Origin of the sequence: Streptomyces sp. NPDC096012 (genome assembly GCF_040426375.1) — a bacterium.
In the GTDB taxonomy this organism is placed as follows: domain Bacteria; phylum Actinomycetota; class Actinomycetes; order Streptomycetales; family Streptomycetaceae; genus Streptomyces.
The window spans coordinates 1-22,715 of record NZ_JBEOTD010000011.1; the positions used below are offsets into that span (position 1 = coordinate 1).

The following is a 22,715-nucleotide window of genomic DNA, read 5'->3' on the forward strand; positions in this document are numbered from 1 at the left end:
GGCACCGCCCTGGCCGTTGCCACCGTTCGCGCGGCGTGCCGCGGCGGCGCCGGCGGCCGCCTGCGCCGCGGCGGGACCACCGGTGGAGCCGGGCGCGCCCGGCTTGCCCGGGGTGGGCTTCTTGCCGCCCTGGGCGACGTCCACGGGCAGCATGACCAGCGCGGTCGTGCCACCGGAGTCGGAGGGGCGCAGCTGGATCCGGATGCCGTGGCGCTGGGACAGCCGGCCGACCACGAACAGGCCCATGCGGCGGGAGACGGAGACGTCCACGGTGGGCGGCGAGGCGAGCCGCTCGTTGATCGCCGCGAGGTCCTCGGGGGACAGGCCGATACCGGTGTCGTGGATCTCGATCAGCACGCGGCCGTCGGGTAGCGCGTGACCGGTGACCTTGACCTTGGTCTGCGGGGAGGAGAACGAGGTCGCGTTCTCCAGCAGCTCGGCGAGCAGGTGCACGAGGTCGTTGACGACCCGGCCGGCGACCTCGGTGGTCGGGACCGAGGCCAGCTCGATGCGCTCGTACTGCTCCACCTCGGACGCGGCGGCGCGGAGCACGTCGACCAGCGGGACCGGGCGGGTCCAGCGTCGGCCCGGCTCCTCACCGGCGAGGACGAGGAGGTTCTCGCCGTTACGGCGCATACGGGTGGCGAGGTGGTCCAGCTTGAACAGCGAGGACAGCTGGTCCGGGTCGGCCTCCCGGGACTCCAGTTCGGAGATCAGCGACAGCTGGCGCTGGATCAGGCCCTGGGAGCGGCGCGAGAGGTTGGTGAACATCGCGTTGACGTTGCCCCGCAGCAGGGCCTGCTCGGCGGCGAGCCGGACCGCCTCGCGGTGCACGTCGTCGAAGGCCGCGGCCACCTGGCCGATCTCGTCCCGGGAGTGCACACCGACCGACTCCACGGACGTGTCGACGTCCTGCGGGTCGGACTCCGACAGCTGCTTGACCAGCTCGGGCAGCCGGTCCTGGGCGACCTTGGTGGCCGTCTCCTGCAGCCGGCGCAGCGAGCGGATCATGGAGCGCGCCACGACGAACGCGCCGACCAGCGACACACCGAGCACGAGCAGGATCAGCGCACCGGAGATGATCGCCTCGCGCTCGGAGGCGCTGCGCAGCTCGCGGGCCTTCTGCTCCATGTCCTCGAGCAGCGTGTGCTCGATCTTCTTCATCTGCTCGATCTTGGTCGAGCTGGTGTCCACCCAGTCGCGGTACGAACGCGCCGGCAGCCCCTCGATGCCGTTGCGCGACTCGAAGGAGCGCTTGGCGTAGGTGTCGGCCGTCTCGATCGTCGGGTTGCCCTCGTCGATCGGCTTGAGGAGTTCCTCGGCGTTCTGGTCCGCGTAGATCTTCCGGAAGATCGCGAGTTCGGAGCCCTCGCTCTCGTAGGCCGACTGGCCGTAGAGGCGGTCGTTCTCGGCGAGGTGGCCCTTGGTGGCGGTGGTCGCGGGCAGTGCGGCGGCGATCATGGCGCGCTGCACGGAGGCGTACTCCTTGGCGGTGGAGAAGGCCGCCAGGGCGCGGGTGCGCGAGATCATCTCCGGGTTGCTGGACGCCTCGGCCATGTCCTGGGACAGACCGATCAGCTGGGTGATGAGCCGGTGGTAGGACTCGACCGTCTGGGTCGAGTTGTCCTTCGACTTGTAGGCGGACCGGCGGATCTTGGCCAGGTCGTCCAGCTGGTTGGCGAGGCCGACGAGGGCGTCGCGCACGCCCTGCAGGTTGCCCTGCTTGCTGGCCGCGTCGATCTGCTCGGAGGCGTCCAGGAAGTTGTCGCGGGCCCGGTCGGTCTTCTGCTGGTAGCCCTTGACCGTGTAGTCGTTCGCGCCGCCGTGCGCCAGCGGGCCGGCGGACTGGTCGCGCTCCTCCTGGAGCGCGGCCGCCAGCTCGGTGGCCTGCTTGGTCATGTCCGTCAGCAGCTTCATGTTGTCGAGCTGCTGGATGTCGTCCATGGACGAGTTGATGCGCAGCGCGCCCAGCGAGGTCGCCGCGACCACGGGGAGCGCCAGCAGCGACACCAGGCGCGTGGAGATGCGCCAGTTGCGCAGCGCCAGGCGCGTACCGGGGCCGCTCGGTCCCGGGGAGGGCTTCGCGGCCGGCGCGGGGGTGCCGGCGCTCGTCGTCTTCGTACCGCCGGCCGAGGAGACCGGTGCGCCGTGGCGGCCGGCGCGCTCACCGCCGTCCCCGGACGGGGCCGGACCCGGGTTCTGGGCGTGCTGGGGCGAGGAGCTGCCCTTCATGGGGCCAGTCCCGTCGTGCGACTCCGGCTCCGCCGAAGCGCTGCCATCCCTCTTGAAACGTCCCTGCACTAGCGTCGCAACCTCTGGACCAGGCACCCCTCCGCGTGAACGGAGAGACACGGTGTCGGCGTTCTGGAAGGCGTCCTGAATACGCCCCCCGGTGGTCTTGAGTGACCGGCGCTGGTTCCCCCCGTCTCGCCGCCACTCGGCGCTGCGTCGCGCCCCTGTGCGCCGGACTCGATCCCGCGGCGGTCCGTGGAATTCCAGCACAGTGCCGGATCTCCAACAAGGGCCGTGACCCGAGCTGTGACCTCCGTGACGGGCTGTGAGTGCCACATCACCAGTCGTGGAAGTCGATCCGGGGCGAACCGGGCGTTTCCCAGCGAGTCGCCGCGGGGTGGCACGTGTCCCAGTCGCCATGATCAGGAGCGGAATGATGGCTTCAGGGACTCAATGTCCGTTTCGCCGAAGCGACTTGCGGGCCTGAATTGACCGGTTTGCCGGTGACGCCGTGAGCAAACTCACAGGAACACCGGGGCCAGTTGGCGCCTTCGGCGGGGAATCGGGTGTTTAGCCTGGCGCTTTACAGGCGCGGCGACTCTGCCAACCACTCGACCCAGAGGGCACAGGACGACAACGGTGAAGACGACGATGATGTTCCGCAACATAGCCAACCCGCGACGCACGACCCTGGCGCACCTCGACGACGCCGGCGCCCTGCAGACGCCGGAGCTGCCGGAGCAGTCCGTCGACCTCCCCGCCCAGACGGCCAACCCCAGGCGCACCGTCCTGATGGACCTGCCGGTGGGCGCCGCGGCCGGCGAGTAGCGCCCGGGCGGCACGCCGCCGGTGCCGCGTGCGAAACACCTCGCCCGGCGGCCGTACCGGCCCGACGCCGGGCGAGGGGACCGGTTAACCTGGGACGTCAGTACGCCGGTCTCAGTGAGGGGCGCAAGGATCCCGTGCGCATCGCCAGATTCTCCATCGACGGGAACGTAGCCTTCGGCGCGGTCGAGGGCGACAAGGAGGACGAACTCGTCCTCGACATCATCAAGGGCATCCCGTTCGCGGACCACGAGCTGTCCGGCACCAAGGTGCCGCTGCGCAAGGTGCGGCTGCTCCCGCCGGTCCTCCCGAACAAGGTCGTGGCCTTCGGCCGGAACTACGCCGAGCACGCGCGCGAGCTGGGCAACGAGGCGCCCGAGACGCCGTTCGCCTTCTTCAAGCCCTCCACCTCGGTCATCGGCCCCGGCGACGACATCCAGTACCCGCCGTTCTCCGAGGAACTGCACCACGAGGCCGAGCTGGCCGTGGTGATCGGCCGCATGTGCCGCGAGGTGCCGCGGGAGCGCGTCAAGGACGTCGTCCTCGGCTACACCTGCGCCAACGACGTCACCGCCCGCGACGTCCAGCGCCGCGAGAAGCAGTGGGCCCGGGCCAAGGGCTTCGACACCTCCTGCCCGCTCGGCCCCTGGGTGGAGACGGATCTGGACCTGGACCGGGCGAACGACCTGACGGTCCAGCTCACCGTGAACGGCGAACAACGCCAGCTGGGCCGCACGAGCGAGATGATCCACTCCATCGAGGACCTGGTCGTCAACATCTCCGAGGCCATGACCCTGCTGCCCGGCGACGTCATCCTCACCGGCACCCCCGCGGGGGTAGGCCCCCTGAACGTCGGCGACGAGGTCGCCGTCACCATCGAAGGCATCGGCACTCTCACCAACAAGGTTGTCAAGCGTGGCTAGCGCACCCGGCTCCCCCGTACGCGTCCGTTTCTGCCCCTCGCCCACCGGTAACCCCCACGTGGGCCTGGTCCGCACCGCCCTGTTCAACTGGGCGTTCGCCCGCCACCACCAGGGCACCCTGGTCTTCCGTATCGAGGACACCGACGCGGCGCGCGACTCGGAGGAGTCCTACCAGCAGCTGCTCGACGCGATGCGCTGGCTCGGCTTCGACTGGGACGAGGGCCCCGAGGTCGGCGGCCCGCACGCGCCGTACCGCCAGTCGCAGCGCATGGACGTCTACGCCGACGTCGCCCGCAAGCTCCTGGACGCCGGCTACGCCTACCACTGCTACTGCTCGCAGGAAGAGCTGGACAGCCGCCGCGAGGCCGCCCGCGCCGCCGGCCGGCCCTCCGGCTACGACGGCCACTGCCGCGAGCTGACCGCCGAACAGGTCGAGGAGTACAAGGCCCAGGGCCGCACCCCGATCGTCCGCTTCCGGATGCCCGACGAGCCGATCACCTTCACGGACCTGGTCCGCGGCGAGATCACGTACCTCCCGGAGAACGTCCCGGACTACGGCATCGTGCGTGCCAACGGCGCGCCCCTCTACACGCTCGTCAACCCGGTCGACGACGCCCTGATGGAGATCACCCACGTGCTGCGCGGCGAGGACCTGCTGTCCTCCACCCCGCGCCAGGTCGCCCTGTACAAGGCGCTGACCGAGCTGGGCATCGCCAAGCAGACCCCCGCCTTCGGCCACCTGCCGTACGTGATGGGCGAGGGCAACAAGAAGCTCTCCAAGCGCGACCCCCAGGCCTCCCTGAACCTCTACCGCGAGCGCGGCTTCCTGCCCGAGGGCCTGCTGAACTACCTCTCCCTCCTGGGCTGGTCGCTCTCGGCCGACCAGGACATCTTCACGATCGACGAGATGGTCGCGGCCTTCGACATCTCCGACGTGAACCCCAACCCGGCCCGCTTCGACCTGAAGAAGTGCGAGGCCATCAACGCCGACCACATCCGCATGCTGGAGGTGAAGGACTTCACCGAGCGCTGCCGCCCCTGGCTGAAGCCCCCCGTCGCCCCCTGGGCGCCGGAGGACTTCGACGAGGCCAAGTGGCAGGCGATCGCCCCGCACGCCCAGACCCGCCTGAAGGTCCTGTCGGAGATCACCGACAGCGTCGACTTCCTGTTCCTGCCGGAGCCGGTGACCGACGAGGCGAGCTGGCAGAAGGCGATGAAGGAAGGCAGCGACGCCCTCCTGCGCACGGCCCGCGAGAACCTGGAGGCCGCCGACTGGACCTCCGCCGAGTCCCTCAAGGAGGCCGTCCAGGCGGCCGGTGAGGCCCACGGCCTCAAGCTCGGCAAGGCCCAGGCCCCGGTCCGGGTCGCCGTCACCGGCCGCACGGTCGGCCTGCCGCTCTTCGAGTCCCTGGAGGTCCTGGGCAAGGAGAAGACGCTGGCGCGGATCGACGCGGCCCTGGCGAAGCTCGCCGCGTAACCGGCTCCACACCGAGGGGCGGCATCCGGGTGTCCGGGTGCCGCCCCTCGGCGTACCACCCGTTCGGCGCAGCGCCCCCGGACCGCCGGCGTCCGGCGGTACTGTCGGGGTCATGACGATCAGAGCCGTCGTGTGGGACGTGGACGACACCCTCTTCGACTACACGACCGCGGACCGGGAGGGCATGCGGGCCCACCTCGCGATCGAGGGGCTGCTCGCCGGCCACGCGAGCCCCGAGGAGGCCCTCGTGCGGTGGCGCGAGGTCACCCACCGGAACTGGGCGCGGTTCTCGGCGGGGGAGGTCTCGTTCGAGGGGCAGCGGCGGGACCGGGTGCGGATGTTCCTGGACACGGCGCTGTCCGACGCCGAGGCGGACGCCTGGTTCCAGCGTTACGTCGGTCACTACGAGGCCGCCTGGAGCCTCTTCCCGGACGTGCTCCCGGCCCTGCGGGCACTCGCCGCCAGCCACCGGCACGCGGTGCTGTCCAACTCCAGCCTCGCCGTCCAGGACCGCAAGCTGCGCGTCCTCGGCCTGTCCGACCACTTCGAGACCGTGCTGTGCGCCGCCGAGCTGGGCGTCTCCAAGCCCGAGCCGGGCGCCTTCCTCGCCGCCTGCGAGGCGCTGGGCCTGCCCCCGCACGAGGTGGCGTACGTCGGCGACCATCCGGAGATCGACGGGCGGGGCGCCGCCGAGGCCGGCCTGCTGTCCGTGTGGATCGACCGGGGCGCGGCCTATGCCCGAGCCGCCGGCGAGGTGGTCGCGCACCGGATCTCGACCCTCGCCGAACTCCCGGCGCTCGTCCGCGCGGATACCCGTTTTGGAGCCCCGTCCACCTTCGGGTAATGTTCTTCCTGCGCCGAGGGAACGGGCCGGAAGGCCGGAAGCCCGAGGCGTTAGCTAGAACGAGATCCCCGCAGGGGCTTGAGTTCCAGTGGCCTATGGTGTAATTGGCAGCACGACTGATTCTGGTTCAGTTAGTCTTGGTTCGAGTCCAGGTAGGCCAGCTCGCAGAGCTTATCTGCAAAGCCCCCGTTGTGTAGCGGCCTAGCACGCCGCCCTCTCAAGGCGGTAGCGCCGGTTCGAATCCGGTCGGGGGTACTGATCCTGATCTCTTCGGGATCGCTAGGGCCCCCGTTGTGTAGCGGCCTAGCACGCCGCCCTCTCAAGGCGGTAGCGCCGGTTCGAATCCGGTCGGGGGTACTGACTGGTCTAAACCATCATTGGTCTATGGTGTAATTGGCAGCACGACTGATTCTGGTTCAGTTAGTCTTGGTTCGAGTCCAGGTAGACCAGCTCGGACCTGCGGAAACGCAGTGTCCATGCCCCCGTTGTGTAGCGGCCTAGCACGCCGCCCTCTCAAGGCGGTAGCGCCGGTTCGAATCCGGTCGGGGGTACGCAAGGAAAGGCCCTCCACTTCGGTGGGGGGCCTTTCGCGTGTCCGGAGGGCGGTCGCCCTCGAACCGCCGGCACGACTCACGGGCCTCGGCGCCGCCCCATCGGTACCGGCTCGTACAGGACGGTCGGTGCCACGGCAGCCTCCACCTGCTCCTCCACCTGCTCCTGCTCCTGCTCCTGCTCCTGCGGAACCGCGGCGCCCGACCAGGTCCTGGCCGTCGGCGGCGACCTGCTCCCTGGCGCGGGCGCAGGGCTCCAAATCGGCCGTGCCGCACGGGTGTCAGGGCCGCGCGAGCATGCTGACGGCGGTCACCGGCATCCCGTACGGCGGCGCGGCCGGGACGTCGGGCGACCGGCGGCCGCGGCTCCGGCCGAGGCCACGGGCAGCGTGCCGCGCCCGGACGTGCGGGAGGGCCTGCCGCGGCGTCGGGGCAGGCCCTCCTCGGTGTGCAGCGGGTGCGGGCTCAGCCGGAGCGGCGCAGGGCCTCCGACAGGCGGCCCGCGGCGTCGATGACCGCCTGGGCGTGCATACGGCCCGGGTGGCGCGTCAGGCGCTCGATGGGCCCGGAGACGGACACGGCGGCCACCACCCGGTTGGACGGGCCGCGCACGGGCGCCGAGACGGAGGCGACGCCCGGCTCGCGTTCGCCGATGGACTGGGCCCAGCCGCGCCGCCGTACGCCCGACAGGGCCGTCGCCGTGAAGCGGGCGCCCTGGAGCCCGCGGTGCAGACGCTCCGGCTCCTCCCAGGCCATCAGGATCTGCGCCGAGGAGCCCGCCTTCATGGTCAGCGTGGAGCCGACCGGGACGGTGTCCCGCAGGCCGGACAGGCGCTCCGCCGCGGCCACGCAGATGCGCATGTCACCCTGGCGCCGGTAGAGCTGCGCGCTCTCGCCGGTGACGTCGCGGAGGTGGGTGAGCACCGGGCCGGCCGTCGCCAGCAGGCGGTCCTCACCGGCCGCCGCCGCCAGCTCCGCGAGGCGCGGTCCGAGGATGAACCGGCCCTGCATGTCGCGTGCCACCATGCGGTGGTGTTCCAGGGCCACGGCCAGGCGGTGGGCCGTGGGTCGTGCCAGTCCGGTGGCCCCGACCAGACCCGCGAGGGTGGCCGGACCGGACTCCAGAGCGCTCAGGACGAGGGCCGCCTTGTCCAGAACGCCGACGCCGCTACTGTTGTCCATGAAACGATACTCACGTCTCACTCTGTGAAACGCAAGTTCAATTTTCCGTGGAACGCGCCACCCTGGAATCAGACAGCGGCCCGAGTACCACGAGGGCCCGGCGGCGGACGCCCGGAATCACGACTTTCAGGGGCCCTCACAGGGCAACCGCCGCTTCCTCAAGATCTCTAGTTGGGCCGGTGCACGTCTGCCGGCCGGAGGGAAAGCGATGGGTAGGACACTCGCGGAGAAGGTCTGGGACGACCACGTCGTCCGGCGCGCCGAGGGCGAGCCCGACCTCCTCTACATCGATCTGCACCTGCTGCACGAGGTGACCAGCCCCCAGGCCTTCGACGGTCTGCGCAAGAACGGCCGCCAGGTCCGCCGCCTCGACCTCACCATCGCGACCGAGGACCACAACACCCCCACCCTCGACATCGACAAGCCCATCGCCGACCCGGTCTCCCGCACCCAGCTGGAGACGCTGCGCAAGAACTGCGCCGAGTTCGGGGTGCGGCTGCACCCGCTGGGCGACGTCGAGCAGGGCGTCGTGCACGTCGTCGGCCCGCAGCTGGGCCTGACCCAGCCCGGCACCACCGTCGTCTGCGGCGACTCGCACACCTCCACGCACGGTGCCTTCGGCGCCCTGGCGTTCGGCATCGGAACCTCCCAGGTGGAGCACGTGCTGGCCACCCAGACGCTGCCGATGGCCCGCCCGAAGACCATGGCCATCACCGTCGAGGGCGAGCTGCCCGAGGGCGTCACCGCGAAGGACCTGATCCTCGCGATCATCGCCCGGATCGGCACCGGTGGCGGCCAGGGCTACATCCTGGAGTACCGCGGCTCCGCCATCGAGAAGCTCTCGATGGAGGCCCGGATGACCATCTGCAACATGTCGATCGAGGCCGGCGCCCGCGCGGGCATGATCGCCCCCGACGAGACCACCTTCGCCTACCTCCAGGGCCGCCCGCACGCCCCCGAGGGCGCCGACTGGGACGCGGCCGTCGCGTACTGGAAGACGCTGCGCACGGACGACGACGCGGTCTTCGACGCCGAGGTCGTCATCGACGCCGCCGCGCTGTCGCCGTTCGTCACCTGGGGCACCAACCCCGGCCAGGGTGCGCCGCTTTCGGCGTCCGTCCCCGACCCGGCTTCGTACGAAGACGCATCGGAGCGCTTCGCCGCCGAAAAGGCCCTGGAATACATGGGGTTGACGGCCGGGCAGCCGCTGCGCTCCATCGGTGTGGACACCGTCTTCGTAGGTTCCTGCACCAACGGCCGCATCGAGGACCTGCGCGCCGCCGCCGAGATCCTCCGGAGCCGCAAAGTCGCCGACGGCGTACGGATGCTGGTCGTCCCGGGCTCCGCGCGGGTCGGTCTGCAGGCCGTCTCCGAGGGCCTGGACGTGGTCTTCAAGGAGGCCGGCGCCGAATGGCGGCACGCCGGCTGCTCGATGTGCCTGGGCATGAACCCCGACCAGCTGGCCCCCGGCGAGCGCTCCGCCTCCACCTCGAACCGCAACTTCGAGGGCCGGCAGGGCAAGGGCGGCCGTACGCACCTGGTCTCGCCGCAGGTCGCGGCGGCGACCGCCGTCCTGGGCCACCTGGCCTCCCCGGCCGATCTGACCGACGTCCCCGCGCCCGCTGGAGCCCGATAACCATGGAAGCCTTCACCACTCACACCGGCCGGGCCGTGCCGCTGCGCCGCAGCAACGTCGACACCGACCAGATCATCCCTGCTCACTGGCTCAAGAAGGTCACCCGGGACGGGTTCGAGGACGGGCTGTTCGAGGCCTGGCGCAAGGACCCGGAGTTCGTGCTCAACCGCCCCGAGCGGCAGGGCGCCACGGTCCTGGTCGCCGGCCCCGACTTCGGCACCGGCTCCTCCCGCGAGCACGCCGTCTGGGCGCTGCAGAACTACGGCTTCAAGGCCGTGATCTCCTCGCGCTTCGCCGACATCTTCCGGGGCAACTCGCTGAAGAACGGCCTGCTCACGGTGGTGCTGGACCAGAAGATCGTGGACGCGCTGTGGGAGCTGACCGACGCCGACCCCACGGCCGAGGTCACGGTGGACCTCGAGGCCCGCGAGGTGCGGGCCGGGGGCATCACCGCCGCCTTCGAGCTGGACGAGAACTCCCGCTGGCGGCTGCTGAACGGCCTGGACGACATCTCGATCACGCTCCGGAACGAGGGCGACATCTCCGCCTACGAGGCCGAGCGGCCCGGCTACAAGCCGAAGACCCTCCCGGTCTGATCCATCCGGCCCGCACGGGTCGGGTTTCGGCCACCGCAACACCCTCTCCGTACCCCCGATCGCCACGATCGGGGGTACGGCCATGTCTGCACCCGAACGGCCCTGCGACCTCGCCTCCGCTCCCTCAACTTCCCACGTTACCGCGGTGGTTGTGCGGGTAGGTGAGTACTGTGTTCGCGGTCTCCGCAAGTGCCTGGAAGGCCATTTGAGGCGGCAGTTGCCCCCTGCGCAGGCGACAACTCGCCCCAGATGGCACAATCTGTGCATGGAACACGACGGCCAACTCCAGCTCTATGCGGCGGTCGCGAACCAGCTCAAGGAAGCGCACGCAAGAGTGCGCGCACTGCAAGTCCCGGAGGGCGTACGGATGGCGCTGACCCGGAAGCTGCTGGTCATTACGGCCGCGGCCAAGCACGATCTCGCCGGTGCGGCAAGGCGGCTCGAGCGGTTCACCACGGACCTCGACGAGGGTCGGATCCCCGAAGAGGACCGCTGAACAGCCCGGGACAACCGAGTCGGTTGCGGCACAAGGGTGATAAGCCCGTTTCGTGTTTGATTTGCGGTATATATCTGCCTAACGTGCGAAAAAGCTTGAACACTTTCGTTCTGGCGATGTCTCCGAAGGGGAAGACGTGAACAAGGCGCAGCTCGTAGAAGCGATTGCCGACAAGATGGGCGGTCGCCAGCAGGCCGCCGATGCTGTCGACGCGGTCCTGGACGCCATCGTCCGCGCGGTCGTCGGCGGAGACCGGGTCTCGGTCACCGGCTTCGGGTCCTTCGAGAAGGTGGACCGCCCCGCCCGCTACGCCCGCAACCCGCAGACGGGCGAGCGGGTTCGGGTCAAGAAGACCTCCGTGCCGCGCTTCCGTGCAGGCCAGGGCTTCAAGGACCTCGTGAGCGGCTCGAAGAAGCTGCCGCGCGGCGGCGAGGTCTCGGTCAAGAAGGCGCCGAAGGGCAGCCTGACCGGCGCCGCTTCCGCCACGGTCAAGAAGGCCGCGGCGAAGAGGACCACCAAGGCCGCCGCGAAGAAGACCACCGCCAAGAAGGCGGCGCCGGCGAAGAAGACCACGGCCACCGCCAAGAAGACCGCGGCGAAGAAGGCCACGCCCGCCAAGAAGACCACGGCGACCGCCAAGTCCACCGCGGCGAAGAAGACCACCGCCAAGAAGGCGACGGCCCAGAAGGCCCCGGCGAAGAAGGTCACCGCCAAGAAGGCCCCGGCCAAGAAGTCGACGGCCCGCAAGACCACCGCGAAGAAGGCCACCGCCCGCAAGGCGTCGTAAGGCCGCCTGGGCACTCACGCGCCGGGCCGGACTCCCCAGGGGAGCCCGGCCCGCGGCGTCTGTAAGGGCAGTTACAGGGTTTGAAGGGTTACCAGGGTGATCCGCAGGCCGTCCCCGGCACCCTCGGTCTCGATCCGCACCCGCTGTCCGGGCCGCAGCAGCCGCAGGCCGCCGGCGTCGAAAGCGGCGGCGCCGAAGGGCACCGGGGTGCCGTCGTCGAGCAGCACCTGTCCGCTGCGGGTCTCGTCGTCGTAGGTGTACGCGGTGGCCTGCATGGCAGCCAGCGTAGTGTCTTTCGCGGCCGCGGGCGTTTCCACGAGGGCCGGGGCCACCGCGGACCCTGAGGGCCGCCGCCGTGCGCACGCTTCCCCTCGCCAGGCCGCGGCGGCGAGAGCGGGAGGCGGTCCCCGAGCGGGCGGCGGGCACCGGGCCCCTCAGGACCGCGGAATCAGCAACCCCGCCGACACGGCCGCCGTATACCGTCCCACCCCCAGCGCCAGCGCGGCGCGCAGATCCTCGCCGGTGTCCACGTCCTGCCGTACGGAATCGACGCCGGCCAGCCCCAGTTCGGCCGCGCCGGAGGCCCGGTGCCGGGCTCGGGAATCGACCCCGAACTCCGGCCGCAATTCCCGCTCGGGTCCCGCCGCCAGCAGTGTCGTCCCCAGTGCCGCCGCGTCCGCGAGGAAAGCCCGCGGGAATTCCGCCGCCGCGTCCAGCACCAGGGCCAGTTCCGCTGGCCGCAGCGCCGGCAGGTCGGCGTTCAGGGTCGCGACCGGCGCGGCCGGACGCATCTCCCGTACGACGGCCGCACCGTGGGCCAGAGCCGCGTTCAGACCGCCCTGCGGGGTGTCCGCGACGATCCGCGCGCCCAGTGCCGCCAGCTCGCGCGAGGCCAGTTCGTCGTCCGTGACGACCACCACGTCCGCCACGGCCGTGCAGGCCAGCGCCGCGACCACCGTGTCCTGGGCGAACGCGAGGGCCAGCCCCGGGCGCACCCCGTGCGCCGCGGTGTCCGCAAGCCTGCTCTTGGCCCGGGTGAGGGGCTTCAGGGGGATGACCAAGGTCCACTGCACCGGCGTACCGTCCCTCTCTCGTCGCGCTCATTGTCACCCGGGGTACCGGCGGCCAGCTCACGGGCGGGCGTACGGTGTTCTCGACAGACCGGCGCTCCGGAGCCACACTTGTGCGGCCCCCGCCGGGGTGGCATCCCTAGAGGAAGGTGTCCTTGTGCCCCGCCGCAGAATCGGCTTCTGGTACCGCTTCGCCGCGGTGATCTGCAAACCGCCGCTGGTGGTTCTGATCAAGCGGGACTGGCGAGGAATGGAGCACATTCCGGCCGAGGGCGGATTTATCACCGTGGTGAACCACAATTCCCACGTGGACCCCTTCGCCTACGCGCACTATCAGTACAACACCGGACGGGTTCCGCGATTCCTGGCGAAGAGCGGACTTTTCAAGAAGGGATTCGTCGGCGCCGCCATGCGCGGTACCGGACAGATCCCCGTCTACCGCGAGAGCACGGACGCGCTCAGCGCGTTCCGGGCCGCGATCGACGCCGTGGAACGCGGCGAGTGCGTCGCCTTCTATCCCGAGGGCACCCTCACCCGCGACCCGGACGGCTGGCCCATGACGGGCAAGACCGGCGCCGCCCGCGTGGCCCTGGAGACCAAGTGCCCGGTCATCCCGGTCGCCCAGTGGGGCGCCAACGAACTGCTGCCGCCGTACGCCAAGAAGCCCAGCCTCTTCCCGCGCAAGACCCACCGGGTGCTGGCGGGCCCGCCCGTGGACCTCGCGCGCTTCTACGGCAAGGACATGACCCCGGAGCTGCTCAAGGAGGCCACCGAGGCCATCATGGCGGCCATCACCCGCCAGCTCGAGCTGATCCGCGGTGAGAAGGCCCCCGAAACGCCCTACGATCCCCGCCGGGAGCGGATCGAGCAGCGGCGCCGCACCCAGGCGCAGACCGGCAAGGAACAGGAGACCGGCACGTGAGCAAGCCTGTCCGGGCGGCCGTCATGGGCACCGGCTCATGGGGCACCGCCTTCGGCATGGTCCTCGCCGACGCGGGCTGCGAGGTGACCCTCTGGGCCCGCCGGCCCGAACCGGCCGAGGCGGTCAACTCCACGCGGACCAACCCCGACTACCTCCCCGGTGTCGTCCTCCCGGAGAACCTGCGCGCCACCGCGGACGCCGCCGAAGCCCTGCGGGACGCCGACTTCACGGTCCTGGCCGTCCCCTCCCAGACGTTGCGCGCCAACCTCGCCGCCTGGCGGCCCCTGCTCGCCCCGGGCACGGTGCTCGTCTCCCTGATGAAGGGCGTCGAACTGGGCTCCACCATGCGGATGAGCGAGGTGATCGCCGACGTCGCCGAGGTCGGCGCCGACCGGATCGCCGTCGTCACCGGACCGAACCTGGCCCGGGAGATCGCCGCCCGCATGCCCGCCGCCGCGGTGGTGGCCTGCACCGACGAGGCGGTCGCCCAGCGCCTCCAGGCCGCCTGCCACACGCCGTACTTCCGGCCGTACACCAACACCGACGTGGTCGGCTGCGAACTCGGCGGCGCGGTCAAGAACGTCATCGGCCTCGCGGTCGGCATCGCCGACGGCATGGGCCTCGGCGACAACGCCAAGGGCTCGCTCATCACGCGCGGCCTCGCCGAGACCACCCGGCTCGGGATGGCGCTCGGCGCGGACCCGCTGACCTTCTCCGGACTCGCGGGCCTGGGCGACCTCGTGGCCACCTGCTCCTCGCCGCTGTCGCGCAACCACACCTTCGGCACCAACCTCGGCAAGGGCATGACGCTGGCGGAGACCATCGCGGTCACCAGGCAGACCGCCGAGGGCGTCAAGTCCTGCGAGTCGGTGGCGGATCTGGCCCGCCGGCACGGTGTCGAGATGCCGATCACGGAGACGGTGGTGGACATCGTGCACGAGGGCAAGCCTCCGGTGGTCGCCCTGAAGGAGCTGATGTCGCGCAGCGCGAAGCCGGAACGACGCTGAGCGACCCCCGGCGGCGACGCTGTCTTGGGGCTCTACCACCGGGTACTCTCAACGCGATATGAGCACCGAGAACCTCCCCCAGAGCCCTCAGCAGCCGTCGCGCAAGCCGCGCGTGGCCGTCGTGTTCGGCGGACGCAGTTCCGAACACGGCATCTCCGCGGTCACCGCCGGCGCCGTCCTGAACGCCATCGACCGGACCAAGTACGACGTCCTGCCGATCGGCATCACCCGGGAGGGCCGCTGGGTGCTCACGGCCGACGAGCCGGAGCGGATGGCCATCACCGACCGCCGCACCCCCGAGGTCTCGGATCTGGCCGAGTCGGCCGACGGCGGAGTGGTGCTCCCCGTCGACCCCCGCAACCGCGAGGTCGTCTACAGCGAGCCCGGCTCGGTGCCCAAGGCGCTCGGCGAGGTCGACGTGGTCTTCCCGGTGCTGCACGGCCCCTACGGCGAGGACGGCACCCTGCAGGGTCTGCTGGAGCTGTCCGGAGTGCCGTACGTGGGCGCCGGTGTGCTCGCCTCGGCCGTCGGCCAGGACAAGGAGTACATGAAGCGGGTGTTCACCTCCTTCGGGCTGAAGGTCGGCCCGTACGTGGTGATCCGGCCCCGCGAGTGGGACCGGGACCGGTCCGCGGCCCGCAAGAAGATCATCGACTTCGCGGGTGATCACGGCTGGCCGCTGTTCGTGAAGCCCGCGCGCGCCGGCTCCTCCATCGGCATCACCAAGGTCGACGACCTCTCCGGCCTGGACGAGGCGATCGCCGAGGCCCGGTCGCACGACCCGAAGATCCTGGTCGAGGCGGCCGTACGGGGCCGCGAGATCGAGTGCGGCGTCCTCGAGTTCGAGGACGGTCCGCGGGCCTCCGTCCCGGCCGAGATCCCGCCGCCGGACGCGCACGCCTACTACGACTTCGAGGCCAAGTACATCGACTCCACGCCCGGCATCGTCCCGGCGCCGCTCACCGAGGAGCAGACCGCCGAGGTGCGCCGGCTCGCGGTCGAGGCGTTCGAGGCGGCCTCCTGCGAGGGCCTCGTGCGCGCCGACTTCTTCCTCGACGAGGACGGCGAGTTCGTGATCAACGAGATCAACACCATGCCCGGCTTCACGCCGATCTCGATGTACCCGCAGATGTGGCAGGCCACCGGCGTCGGCTACCCCGAGCTGATCGACCGCCTGGTGCAGGCGGCGCTGCGCCGCCCGACCGGACTGCGCTGACCCCGCACCGGGTCACCGGCTCACGGGGGGCAGGTCGCCGGGGCACGGCGTCAGCGGGCGGCAGGTCACCGGGTCATGGGGGGCCAGCAGGTCACCGGGTCACGGGGGGGCAGGTCGCCGGGGTACGGCGTCACCGGGCGGCAGGTCACCGGGTCATGGGGGGCGCGGCAGGTCACCGGCTCACGGGGGAGGGCAGCAGGTCGCCCGGGCACGGCGTCACCGGGTCACACGGCTCACCGCATGGAGGCGATCCCCTTGGGGATCGCCTTCCGGACGGGGCCCGCGAGTTCCGTGAGCACCGCGGTGCCCTCGTCCTCGGCGGACATCCCCTTCACCAGGCTCACCTGCACATACGCCGTGCGGTTGGCCGTGGTGAACCGCCAGGTGCCGTCGCCCTGCTTCTCCATCAGCCAGTCGACGCCGTTCACCTCGCCCGCGACGGCGTCCGGGTCGCCCCCCTCGGCCACCTTGGGATCGACCATCTTCGGCGGCCGTACGACACCGCAGCGCAGTATGATCGCCGGGTTTCCCCAGCCCGCCGTGTAGGCGGACCGGGGGCGGGGGTCGTCGCGGCCGCGTCCGTCGAGCTTGTGCGGCAGCACCCGGTGCAGTTCCCGGCACGTTTTCGCCGTCTTCGCGTCGGGGCCGGGAACCGCCGCCGTGGCGCCGTCGTCTGCCGTGGAACAGCCCGCGACCGCGACCAGCAGCGCGGGCGCGAGGAGGGCGAGGGGCCGGTGACGGAAGAAGTTCACCGGCCAAGGGTAGACGGGGGCTACAGATGAACGACCGGACAGGTCAGGGTGCGGGTGATGCCGTCCACTTGCTGGACCTTCGCGACCACCATGCGGCCGAGGTCGTCCACGGTGTCGGCCTGGGCGCGCACGATGACGTCGTACGGACCCGTCACGTCCTCGGCCTGCATCACTCCCGGGATCTTGCTGATCGTCTCGGCGACGGACGACGCTTTGCCGACCTCCGTCTGGATCAGGATGTACGCCTGTACCACGGAACCTCCAGGGCGGCCACGAGGATCATGTGGGGAAAAGGAACGCCACGGTATCGCGTTGCCGCTCCCCGGGGCGAGACCTGCGGGAACCGGGCTTGCCCGCCAGGGTGCGGGCAGGACGGAAGTTGACGGTCACCTCGATCGCGACGGCGGTCATCCGGACCGCACCGGCGGTCACCTCGACGGTATCGGGGACACTGATGAGGCGCTACCGGGCACGGCAACGGGGACACAACGGAGAGAAGGGGAGCCAGGGAAAATGAAGGGCACTGTTGGTGAGCTCGGGGAGTTCGGGCTCATCAGGGAGCTCACCTCCCGTCTCACCACGACTCCGGCGGTCCGCGTCGGCCCCGGGGACGACGCCGCGGTGGTCGCCGCGCCCGACCGCCGGGTGGTGGCGAGCACCGACATCCTGCTGGAGGGGCGGCACTTCCGCCGCGACTGGTCCACGGCGTACGACGTCGGCCGCAAGGCGGCGGCGCAGAACCTCGCGGACATCGCCGCCATGGGGGCCGTACCGACCGCGCTGCTGCTCGGTCTGGTCGTCCCGGCCGAACTCCCGGTCACCTGGCCCAGCGAACTGATGGACGGCCTGCGCGACGAGTGCCAGGTGGCGGGCGCCGCCGTGGTCGGCGGAGACGTCGTGCGCGGCGACACGATCGTGGTGTCGATCACCGCGCTCGGCGATCTGCGCAACCACGAGCCGGTGACGCGGGGCGGTGCCCAGCCGGGCGACGTCGTGGCGGTCACGGGCTGGCTGGGCTGGTCCGCGGCCGGCTTCGCGGTGCTCTCCCGGGGCTTCCGCTCGCCGCGCGCCTTCGTCGAGGCCCACCGGCGTCCCGAGCCGCCCTATCACGCGGGCCCGGCCGCCGCGGCCCTCGGCGCCACCGCCATGTGCGACGTGAGCGACGGCCTGATCGCCGACCTCGGGCACATCGCCGAGGCCAGCAAGGTGCGCATCGACATCCGCTCCGGCGCGATCGACATCCCCACCCAGATGAACGACATCGGCCAGGCCGTCGGCGTGGACCCGCTGCAGTGGGTGCTGAGCGGGGGAGAGGACCACGCGATCGTGGCGACCTTCCCGCCGGACGCCAAGCTGCCGGCCCGCTGGAAGATCATCGGCGAGGTCCTCAACCCCTCCGCGCTGCCCCAGGTGACGGTCGACGGGGCGCCCTGGACCAGCAAGGGCGGCTGGGACCACTTCGGGGACATCGAGTCATGAGCGCGCAGGAAGCGCCTCCCCGCGTGCTCACGGTGGCGGGCTCGGACTCCGGGGGCGGCGCGGGCATCCAGGCCGACCTGAAGACCATGCTGGCGCTCGGCGTGCACGGGATGAGCGTGATCACGGCGGTGACCGCGCAGAATTCCGTGGGCGTGCAGGGCGCCTGGGAACTGCCCGTGGAGGCGGTACGGGCCCAGTACCGCAGCGTCGTGGACGACATCGGCGTACAGGCCGTGAAGACCGGCATGCTGGCCTCGGCGGAACTGGTCGAGGCGGTCGCCGAGTTGATCTCCGGTACGGACGTGCCGGCCGTGGTCGACCCGGTGGGCGTCTCCAAGCACGGCGACCCGCTGCTCGCCGCGTCCGCACTGGAGTCGGTCCGCACCAGGCTGCTGCCGGCGGCGACCGTGGCCACCCCGAACCTCGACGAGGTGATCCAACTCACGGGGGTCCGGGTCGAGTCCGGTGACGATCTGCGACGGGCCGCGGCGGCCGTGCTGGAGTACGGGCCGCGCTGGGTGCTGATCAAGGGCGGCCATCTGTCCGGGGACGCGGTGGACCTGCTCACGGACGGCTCGGCGGAGCACTGGCTGCGCGCCCCGCGCCTCGACAACCGGCACACGCACGGCACGGGCTGCACGCTGGCCTCGGCGATCGCGTCGGGACTGGCGAAGGGGCTGGCCGTGCCGGAGGCGGTCGTGCAGGCCAAGGAGTACGTCACGGGGGCGATCGCGGCCGGGTTCGCGCTGGGGGCGGGGATCGGGCCGGTGGACCACGGCTGGCGGTTCAGGTCACCCTGAACGATCACCCGGGCTCCTCACCCGGGTTGATCGCCCGGGTAGGGCGCACTGCGCGGCCCGGGCGGGCTCCGGTGACCGGGGGCGGCATGGGGGACGGGCTGCGGCGCGGGGGTACGGCAAAAAGCCGGCCCACCCTGAGGTGGACCGGCTCCGTGCAGCGAACCAGGCAGTGGCCGCGCGCTCAGCTGTAGCGTCAGCGCGAGACCTTGCCGGCCTTGATGCACGAGGTGCAAGCGTTCACGCGCTTCGGCGTCCCGCCGACCACGGTACGCACACGCTGGATGTTCGGGTTCCAGCGGCGGGACGTACGGCGGTGCGAAAACGAGATGTTGTTGCCGAAGCCCGGCCCCTTGCCGCAGACGTCGCAGTTGGCAGCCACGGGTCACTCCAAAGACTTCAGATGCACTTACGGTTGATCCCGGCATGCCGGGATCAGGATCCTGGGATCTTTGATCTCGAGTGGCGTTGCCAGGGGGAATGGCCCGATCAGATCGGGCAACCGGAGCAGCATACAACGACTGCGCCGGTGCAACGAAACTACCATGGCAGCTCAGGCCCCCGCTCCCAGCCCTCTTCCGGCGCACAGCGGTTCGGGGTCTACGCTGCGTCCACGTCCAGCCAGCTCAAGGAGGCGCAGGTGGCGCAGGTGCCGCAGACATTCTTCGATGCTCTCGCGGTGCGCACCTGGTGCGGTCTGGCGCTCGGGGCACTGGGGCGGGCCCGCGAGGAGATCGACGCGATCAACGTCTATCCGGTGGCGGACGGCGACACCGGAACCAACCTGTACCTGACCGTGGAGTCGGCGGCCACCGCCGTCGAGGCCGTGTTCGACGGGTACGGCACGGGCTCCGAGGAACCGTCCCTGCCGGACGCGGTGCGGGCCATGGCCCACGGGGCGCTCATCGGGGCCCGGGGCAACTCCGGGACCATCCTCGCCCAGCTGCTGCGCGGCATGGCCCAGGTGCTCGCCGGTGAAGCGGATCACGAGACGGGCGGTACGGCGCCGAAGGGCGACGGTACGAGCCTGCGGCTGGCCCTGCGGCGGGCCGCCGACTCCGCCCGGCAGGCCGTGGCCCACCCCGTCGAGGGCACCGTGCTGACGGTCGCCTCCGCCGCCGCGGACGCCGCGGAGGGCGCCGAGGGGGACTGCGGGACCGTCGCGCGGGCGGCCTACGAGGGGGCGCGGGCGGCCCTGGCGGCGACCCCCGGCCAGCTGTCCGTGCTGGCCCGGGCCGGGGTGGTCGACGCGGGCGGCCGGGGACTGGTCGCGGTGCTGGGCGCCCTGGTGGAGGCGTTCACGGGGGAGACGCCGGGGGGCGGTGCCGCCGACGTGCACGCGCACGCGTACGCGCCCGTGGGTGCCGCAGGCGCCGGTGGGTGCGGCGACGGTGCCGACGCGGCCGGCCCCGCCTTCGAGGTCCTCTACCTCCTGGAGGCCGACGACGCGGCCGTGGCCCGGCTGCGCGCCCGGCTCGACGCCCTGGGGGACTGCCTGGTCGTCGTCGGCGGCGACGGACTGTGGAACGTCCACGTGCACGTGGACGACGCGGGCGCCGCCGTGGAGGCGGGCGTGGAGGCCGGGCGGCCGTACCGGATCCGGATCACGCACTTCGGCCTGGGCGACGTCCACACCCGCGGCGAACGGCCGCCGCGCGAGCGCGCCCAGCGGGCCGTCGTCGCCGTCGTGCCGGGCGAGGGCCTGGCCGGTCTGTACGCCGAGGCCGGCGCGACCACCGTCCTCGCGCGCCCCGGGGAGCCGCCCGCCAGCGGAGAGCTGGTGCAGGCCGTACGGCGTGCCCACGCGCGCGAGGTCGTGCTGCTGCCCAACGACGCCGAGCTGCGCCACACGGCCGCCGCGGCGGCGGAGCAGGCCCGTACCGAGGGCATCCGCGTGGCCCTGATCCCGACCCGCTCGGCGGTCCAGGGCATCGCGGCGCTGGCGGTGCACGAGCCGGAGCGCCGGTTCGACGAGGACGTCGTCCAGATGACCTCGGCGGCGGGCGCCACCCGGTACGCCGAGGTCGTCGTCGCCGAGCACCAGTCCTGGACGACGGCCGGCATCTGCCAGGCCGGGGACTTCCTGGGCCTGATCGACGGCGACGTGGCGGTGATCGGCACCGAGGCCTTCGCCACCGCGGAGACCGTCCTGGACCGCATGCTCCGGGCCGGCGGTGAGCTGGTCACCCTGGTCGTCGGCGACGAGGCGCCGCAGTCCGTGGCCGAGCGCCTCCAGGACCGCGTGCGCGAGACCTACCTCGCCGTCGACACGGTGGTGTACCGGGGCGGCCGGCAGGGCGCGCTGCTCCTCATCGGCGTGGAGTGAGCCGGGAACCCGTTCATCCCTCCGCCCGCACCGCCTGGAGCATCTGCGCGGCCTCCGCCCGCCGGGCCCGTACGGTCTCGTCGGCGCTCTCAACGCTCTCCGCGCCCTCGCCGTGCTCGGCCTCCTCGGCACCCTCGTAGGCCGCGAGTACGGCACGCGCGCGTGCCGTCGCCTCGGCGGGCCGCCCGAGGTCGGCCTCCAGCCAGCCCGCGGCGAGTTCGGCGCCGGTACGGCCGTGCAGCCCGTCGGCGCCGAGCGTGCCGAACAGCGCGGCCGCCCGGTCCATCTCGACCAGCGCCGCCTCGAACGCGGCCCGGATCACGTCGTCCTCGGCCTCCTCGGCCGCCGACCGGGCCAGCAGGTCGCCGAACTGGCGGTGGGTGCCCGCCAGTTCCGCGGTGAGCTGTTCCCGGGCCGCCGGGTCGGCCGCGGCCCGCAGCGCCTGCTCGCACGCGCGCACCGCGTCCGCCATCAGCTCCCGCGCGCCCTCCGCGCCGGACTCCCCGCCCAGCGCCAGCCAGCCGCGCGCCCGCAGCGAGCGGACCAGGAACTGCGGGTTGCCGATCGCGCGCCACAGCTCGCCCGCGCGTACGTAGGCCCGGTCCGCCTCCTCTGCCAGCCCGGCGTTGCTCAGCGACTCGGCGGCGAGGTGCGCGAGTGTGGCGTGGTCCTGCTGCTCGGGCCAGTGCCGGGCGATGTCGGCGGCCCGCAGCCGGTGTCCGGCGGCCGCCCGGTGCTCGCCCAGCTCACCGAGGCAGTCCCCGAGCCACCAGTGGGCCTGCACGACCGCTCCGTCGCCGTGCGTCTCGGCGCTCAGGTCGGCCAGCGCCGACTCCAGCACCTCCGCGCCCTCCGCGTACCGCCCCTGGCGGAGCAGGAAGCCGCCCAGCTGCTGTCGCGCCCAGGCGCCCAGGGTGCCGCTCTCACCGGCCTCGTCGGCCCAGTGCGCGGCCTGCAGCGCGTGCTCGGCCGCCTCCGCGGCCTCACCCCGGCCACCGATGACCTCGGCGAGCTGCAGGTGCAGTTGCGCGCGCCCGACCGGCTCCACGTACGGGCCGCCGTGCTCCAGGGCCGCGCGCAGGGCCCGTTCGGCGCCGGACAGGTCACCGGACTGATGGGCGAGGGCGGCCACCTGCACCTCGTACTCCACCGCGAACCACGGCAGCCCCGCGGCCACGTAGTCGGCGGCGGCCCGCCGGAACAGCCGCGCGGCCCGCCCTGGATCCCCGGCGTGCCCGGCCAGCTCGGCGAGCATCGCCCGGGCCTCGGCGGCCCGCGCCGCCAGCCGTACGTCGTCCCCGGCCCGCCCGTCCACCAGCGCCAGCACTTCGCGCACCGCCTGCTCGGCCTCCGCGAGCGCCGGCCGCCCGGACGGGCCCGGGGCGACGTCGGGGGGTTCCGCGTGAGCGTCCTCGCACAGGTCTTCGCGCGGGTCCTCGGGCAGGTCCCCTTGAGCGTCTTCGTGCGGGTCCTCGGGCAGGTCCCCTTGAGCGTCTTCGTGCGGGTCCTCGGGCAGGTCCCCTTGAGCGTCTTCGTGCGGGTCCTCGGGCAGGTCCCCTTGAGCGTCTTCGTGCGGGTCCTCGGGCAGGTCCCCTCG

At 71.9% G+C, this 22,715-nt stretch carries 22 protein-coding genes, 5 tRNA genes and 1 pseudogene; 20 read left to right on the plus strand and 8 right to left on the minus strand.

What is annotated here, in order from left to right; translation table 11 throughout:
• The coding region (locus tag ABVB68_RS13675; RefSeq protein WP_353601247.1) for a sensor histidine kinase at positions 1 to 2,301 on the minus strand (2,301 nt) is incomplete at its 3' end.
• A gap of 570 nt (positions 2,302 to 2,871) precedes the next feature.
• On the opposite strand from ABVB68_RS13675, the gene ABVB68_RS13680 reads away from it, so the two are divergent.
• The 9 genes from ABVB68_RS13680 (at position 2,872) to ABVB68_RS13720 (ending at position 6,852) form a co-directional block, all read left to right on the plus strand.
• Positions 2,872 to 3,060 carry a hypothetical protein gene (locus tag ABVB68_RS13680; protein ID WP_353601248.1) on the plus strand — a complete coding sequence of 63 codons (189 nt, stop codon included), beginning with the start codon at positions 2,872 to 2,874 and terminating at the stop codon, positions 3,058 to 3,060.
• Positions 3,061 to 3,194: 134 nt separating this feature from the next.
• Positions 3,195 to 3,980, plus strand: coding sequence for a fumarylacetoacetate hydrolase family protein (locus tag ABVB68_RS13685; protein ID WP_353601249.1), 786 nt, complete (start codon positions 3,195 to 3,197; stop codon positions 3,978 to 3,980).
• Positions 3,973 to 5,457, plus strand: a complete 1,485-nt coding sequence (gene gltX, locus ABVB68_RS13690) for a glutamate--tRNA ligase (protein ID WP_353601250.1) — start codon at positions 3,973 to 3,975, stop codon at positions 5,455 to 5,457. Before ABVB68_RS13685 ends, gltX begins: the two co-directional genes overlap by 8 nt.
• Before the next feature lie 112 nt (positions 5,458 to 5,569).
• Positions 5,570 to 6,301, plus strand: a complete 732-nt coding sequence (locus tag ABVB68_RS13695) for an HAD family hydrolase (RefSeq protein WP_353601251.1) — start codon at positions 5,570 to 5,572, stop codon at positions 6,299 to 6,301.
• An 89-nt stretch (positions 6,302 to 6,390) separates the two neighbouring features.
• A tRNA-Gln gene (locus tag ABVB68_RS13700) sits at positions 6,391 to 6,462 on the plus strand.
• Between the two features lie 21 nt (positions 6,463 to 6,483).
• A tRNA-Glu gene (locus ABVB68_RS13705) sits at positions 6,484 to 6,556 on the plus strand.
• A 29-nt stretch (positions 6,557 to 6,585) separates the two neighbouring features.
• Positions 6,586 to 6,658 (plus strand) — tRNA-Glu (locus ABVB68_RS13710).
• 21 nt (positions 6,659 to 6,679) lie between these two features.
• Positions 6,680 to 6,751 (plus strand) — tRNA-Gln (locus tag ABVB68_RS13715).
• A 28-nt stretch (positions 6,752 to 6,779) separates the two neighbouring features.
• Positions 6,780 to 6,852 (plus strand) — tRNA-Glu (locus tag ABVB68_RS13720).
• Positions 6,853 to 7,317: 465 nt separating this feature from the next.
• Here the strand turns inward: ABVB68_RS13720 and ndgR are convergent.
• Positions 7,318 to 8,034 (minus strand): IclR family transcriptional regulator NdgR, encoded by a 717-nt coding sequence (ndgR, locus tag ABVB68_RS13725; protein WP_145883474.1) that lies wholly within the window; start codon positions 8,032 to 8,034, stop codon positions 7,318 to 7,320.
• Positions 8,035 to 8,242: 208 nt separating this feature from the next.
• Here ndgR and leuC point away from each other — a divergent pair, with 208 nt between their 5' ends.
• The 4 genes from leuC to ABVB68_RS13745 all read left to right on the plus strand — a co-directional run bounded on the left by leuC (position 8,243) and on the right by ABVB68_RS13745 (position 11,549).
• Entirely contained in the window at positions 8,243 to 9,670 is a 1,428-nt protein-coding gene (leuC, locus tag ABVB68_RS13730) for a 3-isopropylmalate dehydratase large subunit (RefSeq protein WP_353601252.1), read from the plus strand.
• 2 nt (positions 9,671 to 9,672) lie between these two features.
• A complete protein-coding gene (gene leuD, locus ABVB68_RS13735) occupies positions 9,673 to 10,266 on the plus strand; it encodes a 3-isopropylmalate dehydratase small subunit (RefSeq protein ID WP_353601253.1) in 594 nt (197 codons plus the stop codon).
• A gap of 265 nt (positions 10,267 to 10,531) precedes the next feature.
• Complete coding sequence (locus ABVB68_RS13740) at positions 10,532 to 10,762, plus strand: SCO5555 family protein (protein ID WP_353601254.1); 231 nt, start codon at positions 10,532 to 10,534, stop codon at positions 10,760 to 10,762.
• A gap of 136 nt (positions 10,763 to 10,898) precedes the next feature.
• The gene (locus tag ABVB68_RS13745) at positions 10,899 to 11,549 is read left to right on the plus strand and encodes an HU family DNA-binding protein (protein WP_353601255.1); all 651 of its coding nucleotides are present in this window, start codon (positions 10,899 to 10,901) and stop codon (positions 11,547 to 11,549) included.
• Positions 11,550 to 11,620: 71 nt separating this feature from the next.
• On the opposite strand, the gene ABVB68_RS13750 is transcribed toward ABVB68_RS13745, so the two are convergent.
• The gene (locus ABVB68_RS13750) at positions 11,621 to 11,824 is read right to left on the minus strand and encodes a hypothetical protein (RefSeq protein ID WP_353601256.1); all 204 of its coding nucleotides are present in this window, start codon (positions 11,822 to 11,824) and stop codon (positions 11,621 to 11,623) included.
• Between the two features lie 159 nt (positions 11,825 to 11,983).
• The gene (gene cofC / locus ABVB68_RS13755) at positions 11,984 to 12,622 is read right to left on the minus strand and encodes a 2-phospho-L-lactate guanylyltransferase (RefSeq protein WP_353601257.1); all 639 of its coding nucleotides are present in this window, start codon (positions 12,620 to 12,622) and stop codon (positions 11,984 to 11,986) included.
• 154 nt (positions 12,623 to 12,776) lie between these two features.
• On the opposite strand from cofC, the gene ABVB68_RS13760 reads away from it, so the two are divergent.
• Genes ABVB68_RS13760 through ABVB68_RS13770 form a run of 3 tightly spaced genes read left to right on the plus strand, consistent with a single transcriptional unit; the run spans position 12,777 to position 15,764 of the window.
• A complete protein-coding gene (locus tag ABVB68_RS13760; RefSeq protein WP_353601258.1) occupies positions 12,777 to 13,541 on the plus strand; it encodes a lysophospholipid acyltransferase family protein in 765 nt (254 codons plus the stop codon).
• Positions 13,538 to 14,548, plus strand: a complete 1,011-nt coding sequence (locus tag ABVB68_RS13765) for an NAD(P)H-dependent glycerol-3-phosphate dehydrogenase (RefSeq protein ID WP_353601259.1) — start codon at positions 13,538 to 13,540, stop codon at positions 14,546 to 14,548. The genes ABVB68_RS13760 and ABVB68_RS13765 overlap by 4 nt, the downstream gene beginning before the upstream one ends.
• Positions 14,549 to 14,606: 58 nt before the next feature.
• A complete protein-coding gene (locus ABVB68_RS13770; protein ID WP_353601260.1) occupies positions 14,607 to 15,764 on the plus strand; it encodes a D-alanine--D-alanine ligase family protein in 1,158 nt (385 codons plus the stop codon).
• Between the two features lie 233 nt (positions 15,765 to 15,997).
• On the opposite strand, the gene ABVB68_RS13775 is transcribed toward ABVB68_RS13770, so the two are convergent.
• Complete coding sequence (locus ABVB68_RS13775) at positions 15,998 to 16,516, minus strand: DUF3515 domain-containing protein (protein ID WP_353601261.1); 519 nt, start codon at positions 16,514 to 16,516, stop codon at positions 15,998 to 16,000.
• 20 nt (positions 16,517 to 16,536) lie between these two features.
• Positions 16,537 to 16,770, minus strand: a complete 234-nt coding sequence (locus ABVB68_RS13780) for an Lrp/AsnC family transcriptional regulator (protein ID WP_353601262.1) — start codon at positions 16,768 to 16,770, stop codon at positions 16,537 to 16,539.
• 259 nt (positions 16,771 to 17,029) lie between these two features.
• Here ABVB68_RS13780 and ABVB68_RS13785 point away from each other — a divergent pair, with 259 nt between their 5' ends.
• Together ABVB68_RS13785 and thiD are read left to right on the plus strand one after the other, a co-directional pair.
• Complete coding sequence (locus ABVB68_RS13785; RefSeq protein WP_353601263.1) at positions 17,030 to 17,995, plus strand: thiamine-phosphate kinase; 966 nt, start codon at positions 17,030 to 17,032, stop codon at positions 17,993 to 17,995.
• Positions 17,992 to 18,795 (plus strand): bifunctional hydroxymethylpyrimidine kinase/phosphomethylpyrimidine kinase, encoded by an 804-nt coding sequence (thiD, locus tag ABVB68_RS13790; RefSeq protein ID WP_353601264.1) that lies wholly within the window; start codon positions 17,992 to 17,994, stop codon positions 18,793 to 18,795. The genes ABVB68_RS13785 and thiD overlap by 4 nt, the downstream gene beginning before the upstream one ends.
• 193 nt (positions 18,796 to 18,988) lie before the next feature.
• Here the strand turns inward: thiD and rpmB are convergent, their stop codons facing one another.
• Positions 18,989 to 19,174 (minus strand): 50S ribosomal protein L28, encoded by a 186-nt coding sequence (gene rpmB, locus ABVB68_RS13795; RefSeq protein WP_009190838.1) that lies wholly within the window; start codon positions 19,172 to 19,174, stop codon positions 18,989 to 18,991.
• A 258-nt stretch (positions 19,175 to 19,432) separates the two neighbouring features.
• Between rpmB and ABVB68_RS13800 the strand changes: the two genes are divergently transcribed.
• The gene (locus ABVB68_RS13800; protein ID WP_353601265.1) at positions 19,433 to 21,118 is read left to right on the plus strand and encodes a DAK2 domain-containing protein; all 1,686 of its coding nucleotides are present in this window, start codon (positions 19,433 to 19,435) and stop codon (positions 21,116 to 21,118) included.
• A 13-nt stretch (positions 21,119 to 21,131) separates the two neighbouring features.
• On the opposite strand, the pseudogene ABVB68_RS13805 reads toward ABVB68_RS13800, so the two are convergent.
• Positions 21,132 to 22,478, minus strand: a pseudogene (locus ABVB68_RS13805) (tetratricopeptide repeat protein); the annotation flags it as partial.
• Between the two features lie 42 nt (positions 22,479 to 22,520).
• Between ABVB68_RS13805 and ABVB68_RS13810 the strand changes: the two are divergent.
• On the plus strand, positions 22,521 to 22,715 hold a 195-nt coding region (locus ABVB68_RS13810), incomplete at its 3' end, for a hypothetical protein (RefSeq protein WP_353601391.1).